This is a genomic window from Herbaspirillum huttiense (genome assembly GCF_004367745.1).
GTDB lineage: Bacteria > Pseudomonadota > Gammaproteobacteria > Burkholderiales > Burkholderiaceae_D > Herbaspirillum > Herbaspirillum huttiense.
Map to the genome: position 1 here is coordinate 2,381,306 of NZ_CP037993.1, position 12,331 is coordinate 2,393,636.

The 12,331-nt window shown below is 59.6% G+C and carries 13 protein-coding genes; 8 read left to right on the forward strand and 5 right to left on the reverse strand.

Going from position 1 to position 12,331, the window contains the following annotated elements:
- Positions 1-134 precede the first annotated feature (134 nt).
- Together E2K99_RS10825 and E2K99_RS10830 are read right to left on the reverse strand one after the other, a co-directional pair.
- Complete coding sequence (locus tag E2K99_RS10825) at positions 135-494, reverse strand: flagellar protein FlaG (RefSeq protein ID WP_034332788.1); 360 nt, start codon at positions 492-494, stop codon at positions 135-137.
- A 78-nt stretch (positions 495-572) separates the two neighbouring features.
- Positions 573-1,661 (reverse strand): flagellin N-terminal helical domain-containing protein, encoded by a 1,089-nt coding sequence (locus E2K99_RS10830; RefSeq protein WP_039788428.1) that lies wholly within the window; start codon positions 1,659-1,661, stop codon positions 573-575.
- Between the two features lie 91 nt (positions 1,662-1,752).
- On the opposite strand from E2K99_RS10830, the gene E2K99_RS10835 reads away from it, so the two are divergent.
- On the forward strand, positions 1,753-2,019 hold the full coding sequence (locus E2K99_RS10835) for a hypothetical protein (protein WP_134222214.1): 267 nt from the start codon (positions 1,753-1,755) through the stop codon (positions 2,017-2,019).
- Here the strand turns inward: E2K99_RS10835 and E2K99_RS10840 are convergent.
- A complete protein-coding gene (locus E2K99_RS10840; RefSeq protein WP_134222215.1) occupies positions 1,984-3,966 on the reverse strand; it encodes a tetratricopeptide repeat protein in 1,983 nt (660 codons plus the stop codon). The two genes, E2K99_RS10835 and E2K99_RS10840, sit on opposite strands and share 36 nt — an antisense overlap.
- A gap of 202 nt (positions 3,967-4,168) precedes the next feature.
- Complete coding sequence (lexA, locus tag E2K99_RS10845; protein ID WP_034332791.1) at positions 4,169-4,825, reverse strand: transcriptional repressor LexA; 657 nt, start codon at positions 4,823-4,825, stop codon at positions 4,169-4,171.
- Positions 4,826-5,152: 327 nt separating this feature from the next.
- Here lexA and rpsF point away from each other — a divergent pair, with 327 nt between their 5' ends.
- The 7 genes from rpsF (at position 5,153) to E2K99_RS10880 (ending at position 10,218) form a co-directional block, all read left to right on the forward strand.
- Positions 5,153-5,518 carry a 30S ribosomal protein S6 gene (gene rpsF, locus E2K99_RS10850; protein ID WP_006462645.1) on the forward strand — a complete coding sequence of 122 codons (366 nt, stop codon included), beginning with the start codon at positions 5,153-5,155 and terminating at the stop codon, positions 5,516-5,518.
- Positions 5,519-5,541: 23 nt separating this feature from the next.
- Complete coding sequence (priB, locus tag E2K99_RS10855) at positions 5,542-5,841, forward strand: primosomal replication protein N (RefSeq protein WP_134222216.1); 300 nt, start codon at positions 5,542-5,544, stop codon at positions 5,839-5,841.
- A gap of 55 nt (positions 5,842-5,896) precedes the next feature.
- Complete coding sequence (rpsR, locus tag E2K99_RS10860) at positions 5,897-6,181, forward strand: 30S ribosomal protein S18 (RefSeq protein ID WP_006462643.1); 285 nt, start codon at positions 5,897-5,899, stop codon at positions 6,179-6,181.
- Between the two features lie 26 nt (positions 6,182-6,207).
- The gene (gene rplI, locus E2K99_RS10865; RefSeq protein ID WP_039788422.1) at positions 6,208-6,660 is read left to right on the forward strand and encodes a 50S ribosomal protein L9; all 453 of its coding nucleotides are present in this window, start codon (positions 6,208-6,210) and stop codon (positions 6,658-6,660) included.
- 204 nt (positions 6,661-6,864) lie between these two features.
- Positions 6,865-8,310 (forward strand): replicative DNA helicase, encoded by a 1,446-nt coding sequence (locus tag E2K99_RS10870; protein ID WP_039788420.1) that lies wholly within the window; start codon positions 6,865-6,867, stop codon positions 8,308-8,310.
- A gap of 203 nt (positions 8,311-8,513) precedes the next feature.
- On the forward strand, positions 8,514-9,140 hold the full coding sequence (locus tag E2K99_RS10875; RefSeq protein ID WP_134222217.1) for a DUF47 domain-containing protein: 627 nt from the start codon (positions 8,514-8,516) through the stop codon (positions 9,138-9,140).
- Positions 9,141-9,210: 70 nt separating this feature from the next.
- The gene (locus E2K99_RS10880; protein ID WP_039788418.1) at positions 9,211-10,218 is read left to right on the forward strand and encodes an inorganic phosphate transporter; all 1,008 of its coding nucleotides are present in this window, start codon (positions 9,211-9,213) and stop codon (positions 10,216-10,218) included.
- A gap of 98 nt (positions 10,219-10,316) precedes the next feature.
- On the opposite strand, the gene E2K99_RS10885 is transcribed toward E2K99_RS10880, so the two are convergent.
- On the reverse strand, positions 10,317-12,020 hold the full coding sequence (locus E2K99_RS10885) for a PhoH family protein (protein ID WP_199725020.1): 1,704 nt from the start codon (positions 12,018-12,020) through the stop codon (positions 10,317-10,319).
- Positions 12,021-12,331: the final 311 nt, after the last annotated feature.

Here is a 12,331-nt window from a genome sequence, read left to right on the forward strand (position 1 = left end):
AGAGGGACGCTGTGCGGAATAACTATCTGAATCCGTTATGAACTGGGGTAGCCGATTCCGTCATGCGCAATGGACGGGCATTGACGCATGCGGTTGTTCAGCCACTGCAGTTCGTACCAGACTCGAGGGGATACTCAAGCCTTTTCCTTGATCAGCAAGCCTTGCATCTTGTCGATCGATTTGGCGATGGCAATCGCTTCTTCGCTGGGAATCTGGCGAATCACGGTGTCAGTAGCCGTATCGACAACCTTGATGATGGTCTTGCCGGTGTCCTGGTCTTTCGAGAAATTCAGTGCGGCAGCATTGGCGGCCGCAAAGTCGTTCAACTTGCCGACGGCATCGTTGACTTCACTTTCGGTTGCGCGGCGTGCTTCCGGAGTGGCCGCCGGTGCGACCGTCGATACCACGGGATCGGGCTTCTCGGCGGTCTTCGGTGCTGCATAGGCAGTACCGGAGTCACCAGCAGCAGTGATATTAAGTGGGGCAATCGACATGGTACTACTCCCTTCCTTAAAGGAACGTGCGGAGAATAAGGTCTATCCCCCGCACGTCATCCTACCTAGCTATCTGGCTTATTTCAACAGCGAGAGAACCTGCTGCGGTGCCGAGTTGGCCTGCGACAGCATCGCGGTACCAGCTTGTTGCAGGATCTGCGCACGGGTCAGGTTCGCGGTTTCCTGCGCGTAGTCGGTATCCATGATACGGCTGCGCGACGCGGTGATGTTCTCGCTCGACACTTGCAGGTTGCTGATGACCGCGCTGAAGCGGTTCTGCACTGCACCGAACTCTGCACGCTTGGAGGAAACCAGGCTGATGGCCTTGTCCAGGTTCTGGATGGCCTTCTGAGCATCGCTCTGTGCCGACGGAGCGGCGACTGCCTGATCCAGCGACAGCTTGGCGCTGTCAACGGCAGCTTGCAGGGTCACGGCCGACGAAGCCAGTGCCGAGGAGGACAGGGACGAACCGGTAGCGAACAGGTTGTCCAGTGCAGCCTTGGCCGAGGTGTAGGTCGCTTGCGCGGTGCTCACGCCGGAGGTGTCGCCCAGACCGATCAGGCCCTTGGCGCTGGTGCCGATGACGGTAGCGATAGTGGAGTTGTTCGACAGGTCATCCAGGGTGATGGTGATCTGGTCGTTCAGCTTGTTGTCCTGCACGTTGGCGCCGACCTGGAACGACAGGGTCAGGGAAGCCGACACGTTGGTGGCGTTGGAGCCGGTACCGGCCGAAGCGCCTTGACCAACACCGGTGAACAGGTTCTGGCCGTTGAAGCTGGTGCCGTTCAGAACACGGAACACTTCCTGCGACAGCTGGGTGTATTCGTCGTTCAGGGTCTTGCGGTCTTGTGCGCTGTTGGTACCGTTGGCTGCTTGCACAGCCAGTTCACGCATACGCTGCAAGTTGTCGCCGACGGTCGACAGAGCGCCTTCAGCAGTTTGCGCCATCGAGATGCCGTCGTTGGCGTTACGTTGTGCAACTGCCAGACCCTTGATCTGGGAGTTCATGCGGTCGGCGATGGCCAGACCGGCGGCGTCGTCCTTGGCGCTGTTGACGCGCAGGCCGGACGACAGACGTTGGATCGAGGTGTTCAGCGACGACTGCGACGCATTCAGGTTCCGCTGCGTATTGAGCGACGGAATGTTGGTATTAATGACTGCTGCCATGTTAATTCTCCTAAGATTTGAGACCGATGATCCGAGTTTCAGTGCCTAACGTTGGTCTTCTACCCATGAGCCCCAGGCGTTTCAACCTCTGTTGATTGCTTTATCGGGCAGTCTTGGAAAAAGTTTAGGGCTTTTGCAAAAAATCTTTTTCAAGGCTTTCCGAACTAAAACTGCGTGCTTTGAAACTCCAAGCAAATCCTTTTTCGACGGCAATTCCAAAAACTTTAGGAAAATTGCTGTTGCGGCCAAGAAAAATGTTCCGAAAAGCAAAAACCGCCCGGGAAGGGCGGTTTCCTGCAATGGCTGGGCGCTCCTTGCCAGCTCAGCCTTGGGCTTTCTTGTGTTGCAGCAGCGTTAATTCTTCGCCAACCTTTTTCAGGACCGAGTCCCAGTCGCTGACTGCCGGCTGGCGGAACAGGCGCATGCCGGGATACCACGGGGAATCGTCGCGGTCGTTGAGCCAGCGCCAGTCGGGCACATGCGGCAACAGAACCCAGGTGGGATGGCCAAGTGCTCCGGCCAGGTGGGCCACCGAAGTATCCACGCAGATGACCAGGTCAAGATTGCTGATGGCGGCAGCGGTATCGGCGAAGTCCTGGCACTCATTGCCCAGGTCAAAGACGGGCCAATCGGCTGGCAAGTCCTTCAGGCCGTCGGCAGGCTTGCCTTTTTGCAATGAGTAGAATTCCATCTTGGGGACTTCAAACAATTGCTTGAATTTGTCCAGTGGAATCGAACGATGGCGGTCATTGCCATGCTCCGGATTGCCGCCCCAGACGATGCCGACGCGCAGATTGTCTGCCGATCGTGTCAAGGTGGAAATCTTCTGCTTCCAGTGCGCCGCCAGCGACGCGTCGGCAGACAGATAGCCCTCCGCATAGCGCGGGATATCTTCGATGCTGTGCGTGCGCAGGGCATAGGGCAGGCTCATGAGCACATAGGCGCAGTCGCAGGGCGGCAGCGGGTCGCTTTCGCGCACCAGTGTCACTGCCGGTGTGAAGGATTGGAACAGGCGGTACAGAGGATTCTTCACATGCAGCGCCACGCTGGCACCTTGCTCCATGAGCAGGCGGGCATAGCGCAGGAACTGGATGCTGTCGCCAAAGCCTTGCTCGTGCATCAGCAGGATGCGCTTGCCCGCCAGCGAGGACTTGCCATCCCATTTCGGAATGACCTCGAACAGCTTGTGGATGAGGCGGTAGACGTGGGCGCGTTCCTTGGTGGTGAGACGGCTCTCGTGGCACTCCCACCCTTCTTCGAACTGTCCGCGCAGCAACAGGGTCAGTGCCAGGTTGTGCTTGGCGGTCGGATAATTTGGCCGCAGCGCCAAGGCCGTACGGAAATTGCCGAGCGCATCGTCATAATCGCCATGATCGTGCTGGATCGCGCCGATGTTGTTGTAGGTGAGGGCGTGCTTGGGGTCCAGCGCCAGGGCCTGCTTGAACATGCGCATGGCATCGTCGAAGCGGTCGCCCGTGTTGAAGTAGCTTGAGCCGAGCTTGACGTAGCCATTCGGATCCTTGGGTGCGATCTCGATGACGCGCAGCAGGTGTTCGTGGGCTTCTTCGATCTTGTTGATTTTCAGATAACTATCGGCGATCTTGTTGTGGGCGTAGGTGTCCTGGGGATCGAGCAGGATGGCGGTCTTGTGGGACTCCACGGCCTCCTTGTACATCTCCATGGCGTGAAAGGCTTCGCCCAGGGCGGTGTGGGAGGGGGCGAAATTGATCTGGTATTCGAGCGACTTCAGAATCGTGGCGACCGCCTCGTCAAAGCGCCGTGCGTCGATCAGGGCGCGGCCCAGGTGCGACAGCGGGCCCGGCGCATTCGGTTCGCGTCGGGCAGCATCCTCGAAATATTTGATCGAGGCTTCCGGATCATTCTTTTCGTGCAGGGCATTGGCCAGGCCGATGCGTGCCGCCCGGTTCTCCTTGTCGATGGCGATGGCGCGCTCGTAGATGGCGATGGACTCGTCGATGCGATCCTGGCTCAGCACCGTGCCGGCCAGGTTGCTGAGGTATTCGGCGTTGTTCGGATCGGCCTCGATGGCCTTGCGCAGATATTGCTCGGCTTGCGCGAACTGGCCTTCCTGCATGGCGATCAGTCCGCGTGCGTGGTTGGCAAACACCAGATTGGGGGCACGGGCCAATACGGCTGTACAGATCGCCTTGGCTTCCTCGGTTTTGCGGTTGTCGAGCAGGTCCAGACATTTGCGAACGTCCAGCAGATCCTGCAGGTTGGACTTGGCGGCCGCCGGGGCCGGAATGTGTTTGCCGTGCTTGTTGCTGCTCTTGCGCGTCGACATCGAAAAGGGTCCTCTTGGTTGGGCGCATCGATTGCGCCGGGCATAGCTATCCAGCAAGGATGATATGCGTATCCGGTCACAGGTGAAGAGCTAAATAGAAAGCAAAAAACCTCCGTTTTAAGCGGAGGTTCATGCATAAACAAGCGATCAGTCGCCGCTGGCAGCGTCTTTCCGGTGGTCGGGCCTGCGCGCCGCCCCGAATTCAGTTCCAGCTGCGCAGCAATCCCACGGCCAGTCCTTCGAGTGCAAACTGGTCGTCTTCGGGCTTGACGATGATGGGCTCGAATTCCGGGTTCTCGGGGAACAGGGTGATGACGCTGCCGCTCTTCTGGTAGCGCTTGACCGTGACCTCGTCAGCCAGGCGGGCCACCACGATCTGGCCATTGCGCGCCTGGTCGGCACGCCGCACGGCCAGCAGGTCGCCGTCCAGGATGCCGGCGTCGCGCATGGACATGCCGCGCACCTTGAGCAGGTAGTCGGGCTTGGCCGGGAACATGGCCGGGTCGACCTGATAAGTCTTTTCCACGTGTTCCTGGGCCAGGATGGGGGAGCCCGCCGCCACGCGCCCGATCAGCGGCAGGCTCAGCTGCATCAGGGCGGGATGGGGCAGGGCCATCTGGCGTGCAGTGCTGATGCCTGTGGTACCTGATTCGCGCAAGCGGATGCCGCGCGAGGTGCCGGGCGAAATCTCGATGGCGCCCTTGCGGGCCAGGGCCTGCAGATGCTCTTCGGCGGCGTTGGCGGAACGGAAGCCCAACTCGGCAGCGATCTCTGCACGCGTGGGAGGGAAGCCGGTGTTCTCGATGGCGTTCTTGATCAGGTTCAGGATCTGTTCCTGGCGCGCAGTCAGTTTGAGCATGAGGGTGGCCTTTCTCGGAGGGAAGGCTGTCTGGATGAACAGTCTGTATTTTTATACAGGTGCAATCCTTGTGTCAACGGCAACATGCATATTCCGGGGCGGAAAAGGCAAGCTTTCTTATTTATATAAAGCGCGCTGCAACTGAAGAATCTGGTTCTGAGTCGCTGGCGGCGATGTGCAGGGCCCGCGTTGTGGCCCCGCGGCCGCAGTGGCGTGACGCTGGCATTGCTGTCAGGACGGAAACCTAGTATGATCTCGGGTTTTCCTCTTCCCACACCCGTCTTGACGCCGGGGTGGGCGTCTTCAATAAGTCCATAAGGAGTCTACATGCGTCATTATGAAATCGTATTTATCGTCCACCCGGACCAAAGCGAGCAAGTGCCGGCGATGATCGAGCGTTACAAGGGCATCGTCACCACCCGCGGCGGCAAGGTCCACCGTGTCGAAGATTGGGGTCGTCGCCAACTGGCTTACCAGATCCAGAAGCTGGCCAAGGCTCACTACGTCTGCCTGAACATCGAAGTCGACAGCGAAACGCTGGCTGAAATCGAAACCGGCTTCAAGTTCAACGACGCCGTCCTGCGCCACCTGACCGTCAAGATGAAGAAGGCCGAAACCGGTCCTTCGCCCATCCTGAAGGCAGTGCAGAAGGAAGACGCGGCCAAGAGCCGTACCGAAGCTCCGGCAGCTTAAGCGCTGCGACACCATAGCGGAGAGTGAACCAGCTTCAAGTCATCGCCAGCCTGGCCGAACGTGATGTATTGCGTTATACGCCGGCCGGTATCCCGATTGTCACTGCCAGGTTGCAGCATCAGTCGGAGCAGGCGGAGGCTGGCATGAAGCGTCAGGTCGAATTCGAGATCGCGGCGCTGGCAGCGGGGGAAATCTCCGGTGCGCTCAACAGGGCGGCACTGGGTGAAGTCTTCCGGTTCACCGGCTTTTTGGCCCGCAGGAATCGCAACAGCAAGAGCGTCGTGTTTCATATCGTTGATTTTGGCCCGGTCGCGCCGGATTGAGCGGCGCAAGGTAGCCAAACAGACCTTACCCAATTTTTAGATACAGGAGCCAACCATGGCATTCGGTAAAAAGTTCGATAAAAGCAAGCTGAAAAACAAGCGCCAACAGCAAAACCCGCTGTTCAAGCGCAAGAAATTCTGCCGTTTCACCGCCGCTGGCGTTGAACAGGTCGATTACAAGGACGTGGACACCCTGAAGGACTTCGTCCAGGAAAACGGCAAGATCATGCCGGCACGCCTGACCGGTACCAAGGCCCACTACCAGCGTCAAGTTGACACCGCCATCAAGCGCGCGCGTTACCTGGCCCTGCTGCCGTACACCGATCTGCACAACGCCTAATCAGCGTCGAGAAATAGGAGAAAAACATGCAAGTCATTCTGTTGGAAAAAATCGTGAATCTCGGCGGTCTGGGTGATGTCGTGCGCGTCAAGGACGGTTTCGCACGCAACTTCCTGATCCCGCAACGCAAGGCCCGCCGCGCTACCGATGCAGCCATCGCTGAATTCGAAGCCAAGCGCGCTGACCTGGAAAAGGCTGCCGCCGAGAAGCTGGCCGCTGCCCAAGCCCAAGGCGAAAAGCTGACCGGCGCCACCGTGGAAGTGTCGCAGAAGGCCGGCGTTGACGGCCGTCTGTTCGGTTCCGTGACCAACTTCGACATCGCTGAAGCCCTGGGCAAGAAGGGTTTTGCTGTCGAGAAGTCGCAAGTGCGCCTGCCCAATGGTCCCCTGAAGACCGTTGGCGAACACCCGGTGTCGGTGGCTCTGCACACCGACGTGGTGGTCGACGTCACCATCGCTGTCAAGGGCGAGCAAGCGTAATACGCCTGTTTGCTGCAATTCGTTTTGCAATAGAAAAGCCGGGTTCGCCTGGCTTTTTTATTGTCAGTTGTACCTAGACACGCCGCCACTGGCCATCGTCATGGCGCGGCTTGTCAATGGCTTCATATTGCATTCGTTCGCATGAAGCATCTGGTCGTGCAAAAACGTTCGGCCGGACCTACGGCTTCACATCAGCAGGTTATAATGCGCGCCATGAAAGAATCGTCCCGCGGCAATCCAGAATTTTTCCGTGGCCAGAGAGAGTCATCGGACCCCCAGCTCGATGCGCTCCGTGTGCCGCCCCACTCCATCGAGGCCGAGCAATCGGTGCTGGGCGGCCTGCTGCTGGACAACGCAGCCTGGGACCGTATCGCCGACTTCGTCAGCGCTGAAGACTTTTACCGCTACGATCACCGCATCATCTTCGAGCACATCGTCAAGCTCATCAACAGTACCAAGCCGGCCGACGTCATCACCGTCTATGAAGCCATGTCCACCAGTGGCAAGGCTGAAGAAGTGGGCGGGCTGGTTTATCTGAATGCACTGGCGCAAAACACGCCTTCTGCGGCCAACATCCGCCGCTATGCCGAGATCGTCCGTGATCGCGGCATTCTGCGCAAGCTCATCACCGTGGCCGACGAGATTTCCGGCAATGCCTTCAATCCGCAGGGCAAGGATGTGAAGTCCATGCTGGACGAGGCCGAATCCAAGATCTTCGCCATCGCCGAAGAAGGGTCGCGCGGCTCTCAGGGTTTCATGGAAATCCAGCCGCTGCTCACGCAAGTGGTCGAGCGCATCGACGAACTCTACAATCGCGACAATACCAGCGACATCACCGGCGTTCCGACCGGGTTCATGGACCTGGACAAGATGACCTCCGGCCTGCAGCCGGGCGACCTGATCATCGTCGCCGGCCGTCCTTCCATGGGTAAAACCGCTTTCTCGATCAACATCGGCGAACATGTCGCCATCGAGTCGGGCCTGCCGGTAGCCGTGTTCTCCATGGAAATGGGTGGCGCGCAGCTGGCCATGCGTATGCTGGGGTCGGTCGGACGCCTGGACCAGCACCGCCTGCGTACCGGCCGCCTGCTGGACGAAGACTGGCCGCGTCTGACGCACGCCATCCAGAAGATGAACGATGCGCAGTTCTACATCGACGAAACGCCGGCGCTGTCGCCCATCGAATTGCGCGCACGTTCGCGCCGCCTGGCGCGCCAATGCGGCAAGCTGGGCCTGATCATCATCGACTACCTGCAGCTGATGTCGGGCAACGGTGGCAGCTCTTCTGAAAACCGCGCCTCCGAAATCTCGGAAATCTCGCGTAGCCTGAAGGGCCTGGCCAAGGAACTCAACTGCCCGGTGATCGCGCTGTCGCAGCTGAACCGCTCGCTGGAACAACGTCCCAACAAGCGTCCCGTGATGTCCGACTTGCGCGAATCAGGCGCTATCGAACAGGATGCTGACGTTATTTTGTTCATTTACCGTGATGAAGTTTACAATCCGGACTCGCCCGACAAGGGCACGGCGGAAATCATCATCGGCAAGCAGCGTAATGGCCCCATCGGCAGCATTCGCCTGTCCTTCCTGGGGATGTATACCAAGTACGACAACTATATCGGCAATCTGGCGCAGCCTTACGGCGGCGACTGATGCCATCGGCGGCGCGCCACCAGGGCGTGTCGCTGCACAAGGATCACGGGCGGCGTCGGGCCGCCCGTGTCATGCAAGGCGAACGGCTCCCAAGGCCGTTCGTGCAGGACCGGCAGGGCGGGGTACCGGCTTCCAAGGGGGCAGCCGCAGGCCGGTTCGAAACGGCGCTTTACATGAGCGCTAACCATTGATGAGAGAGAAAAATGTTTGGACGATTGATGCCGACTGAAGGCAAATTCTTTGACCTTTTCAATCAGCATGCAGAGCTGGCGGTCAAGTGCGCGAAAGAAATGGTGGCGCTGATGACCAATTTCGACGACCTTGAAATTCGCGTGCACGCCATTGAAGCCGTCGAGAAGGAAGCCGACAAGGTCACGCACAATGCCATCGAACTGCTGCACAAGACCTTCATCACGCCGCTGGACCGCGATGACATCCACCAGCTGATCACCCGCATGGATGACATCCTGGACCTGCTGGAAGACGCGGCCCAGACCATCTCCCTCTACGACATCAAGGCCATCACGCCGGAAGCCAAGCGCCTTGCCGAGCTGTGCCTGTCCTGTGCGGAGAAGGTGCAGTCGGCCGTGGGCCTGCTGTCCAACATGGACAACTCGCGCCAAATCCTGTCGATCTGCCAGGAAATCGACCGCCTGGAGTCCGACGCTGACCATGTCATGCGTGCGGCCATGTCCAAGCTGTTCCGCGATGAACCGGACGTGCGTACCCTGATCAAGCTCAAGGCCATCTACGAAATCCTGGAAACCGTCACCGATCGCTGCGAAGACGTGGCCAACATCATCGAAGGCATCATCGTCGAAAACGCCTGATCTCCCGGCGTAGCGGCGATTCCCTCGATTTCCGACGGGGACGCCGCTGGTTTCACACAACGGTTTCCCCATGCAAACAATCCAAATCAGCTTACATATTCTCGCGTTGTTGATCGTCCTGGCGCTGCTGTTCGACTTCATGAACGGTTTCCACGATGCGGCCAACGCGATCGCCACCGTGGTCTCCACGGGCGTGCTGCGTCCGCAGACTGCCGTGGCCATGGCCGCCTTCTTCAACCTGGCGGCCGTGTTCGTGTTCCATCAACTGCACGTGGCGGCTTCGGTGGGCAAGGGCACCATCGAACCGGCCATCGTTGACCAGTACGTCATCTTCGGTGCCCTGATCGGGGCCATCTTCTGGAACCTGGTGACCTGGTATTACGGCATCCCGTCCTCGTCCTCGCATGCTCTGATCGGCGGCCTGGTCGGCGCGGCCGTAGCCAAGGCCGGTACCGGCGCGCTGATCTCGGCGGGCCTGCTGAAGACGATTCTCTTCATCGTGCTCTCGCCCGTGCTGGGCCTGGTATTTGGCTCCCTGATGATGCTCGTGGTGTCGTGGATCTTCTTCCGCTCCACACCACGCAAGATCGATGGCTGGTTCCGCCGCCTGCAGCTGCTGTCGGCCTCCATGTACAGCCTCGGGCACGGCGGCAATGATGCGCAGAAGACCATTGGCATCATCTGGATGCTGTTGATTGCCTCCGGCTATTCCTCTCCGGATGCGCCGCCGATGTGGGTCATCATTTCCTGCTATTGCGCCATCAGTCTCGGTACGCTCTTCGGCGGCTGGCGCATCGTCAAGACTATGGGCCAGAAGATCACCAAGTTGAAGCCGGTCGGCGGTTTCTGCGCCGAAACCGGCGGTGCGATCACCTTGTTCATCGCCACCGCCCTGGGCATTCCGGTGTCGACCACCCACACCATCACCGGCGCCATCGTCGGCGTGGGCGCGGCGCAGAAGATGTCGGCCGTGCGTTGGGGCGTGGCCAGCAACATCGTCTGGGCCTGGATCTTCACCATTCCGGCCTCCGCCTTCGTGGCGGCGATCGCCTGGTGGATCGGCGTGCACGTGCTGTAACAAGCCGTCATTCATGGTCGCTGCCAGCGCAGCGGCCGCCCAAAAGCAAAAAGCCACGTTTTCACGTGGCTTTTTGCTTTGGTGCTGAAGAAAAGTGCTTACAACACGTCGCTGGCGTGATCGGCCAGGCGCGAGCGTTCGCCGCGCGCCAGGGTGACATGCCCGCTGTGCGCCCAGCCCTTGAAGCGGTCGACCACATAGGTCAGGCCGCTGGAGCCTTCGGTCAGGTAGGGCGTGTCGATCTGGGCGATGTTGCCCAGACAGACGATCTTGGTGCCGGGGCCGGCACGGGTGACCAGGGTCTTCATCTGCTTGGGCGTCAGGTTCTGGGCTTCGTCGATGATCAAGAACTTGTTCACGAAAGTGCGGCCGCGCATGAAGTTGAGCGACTTGATCTTGATGCGCGAGCGGATCAGGTCCTGGGTCGCAGCGCGGCCCCATTCCCCGGCATCGCCATCGGACTTGTTGAGCACTTCGAGGTTGTCATCGAAGGCGCCCATCCAGGGGCCCATCTTCTCTTCTTCCGTGCCCGGCAGGAAACCGATGTCTTCACCGACCGGCACCGTCACGCGGGTGACGATGATTTCGTTGTAGAGCTTGGTCTCCAGCACCTGCGCCAGGCCCGAGGCCAGTGCCAGCAGGGTCTTGCCGGTACCGGCCTGGCCCAGCAGGGTGACGAAATCACACTCCGGGTTCATCAGCAGGTTCAGCGCGAAGTTCTGCTCGCGGTTGCGCGCAGTGATGCCCCAGACGCTGTTCTTGGCGTGGCCGAAGTCGCGCAGGGTCTGCAGCACGGCAGTCTTGCCGTTGATCTGGCTGACCTGGCCGTAGAAGGCCGGTTCACCATTCTTGGGCTCGATGAAGACGAACTGGTTGACCAGCAGCGAGGGCACATAAGGGCCGGTGACACGGTAGTAGGTGTAGCTGCTGCCGTGGCGGCTTTCCTGCCAGGACTCCATGCCCTTGCCATGCTTGTTCCAGAAGTCATCCGGCAGCTGCTGGATGCCCGAATACAGCAGGTCGGTATCTTCCAGCACATGGTCGTTGAAGTAATCTTCCGCGGGCAGGCCAATGGCACGCGCCTTGAGGCGCATGTTGATGTCCTTGGAGACCAGCACCACCGGACGTTCCGGATACTGCTGGTCCAGCGCGCGCACCACGCCCAGGATCTGGTTGTCGGCCTTGCCTTCGGGCAGGCCTTCCGGCAGGGCGGCGTTCTGCAGCTTGGTCTGGAAGTACAGGCGGCCCTTGGCATCCTTGTTGCCCAGCTTGGCCAGCGGGATGCCCAGGTCGATCGAATCCTCGGCCACGTCGGACACCAGCGCATCCAGCGAACGCGAGATCTGGCGCGCATTGCGGGCCACCTCGGACATGCCCTTCTTGTGGTTGTCCAGCTCTTCGAGCGTGACCATGGGCAGGTAGATGTCATGCTCCTCGAAGCGGAACAGCGAGGTCGGATCGTGCATCAGCACGTTGGTATCCAGCACGAACAGCTTGGACTTGCCCAGCTTGTCGGCCACGCGGCTGGTGGGCGACTTGGGTCGGGCTTCTGCGCTCTTGGGAGCGGCTTTCGGTTTCTCGGCCACGGCGGCAGTCTTGCCGGTGATGCGCGCGCGGGGCGCGGTGACCTTGGTATCGGAGACGTCGGCAACGGCAACTGCAACTGCTTGGGGTGCAACTACGGGAGCGGAGGTTTCAACGAGAGTGATGTTCGGTTTGACGGGCTTGTTGCGATCGGCCTTGGGATAGTCCTCGGGAGACAGCATCGAAGCTGGTTTGCTCGGCATTTTGGGCAGGGGCATCAGGACCTCGGAAGTGGATGAAGAAAACACCGCTTTGTCAGAGCGAACAGGTGAAGCAATACATCAGACAGCAAAGAGAGGGATCTTGCTGCAAGGCCGGGCATGCCAATGAAATCCTTGCACCTGTGCTGCAACGTAGCGGCCGTTGCCGTACGGAGGGCAGACAGGGGATGGGCGAGGGCTTGATTGGCCTGGACGGCGGGGGTGGCAAAGTAAAAAGTAAAAAAGCCGTTTCGGCAGGCCTCGGGCCTTAACCTGAAACGGCTTCCAGCAAACGTTTTTCTGTTTGAATTCAATGGCTTGTATCGTTT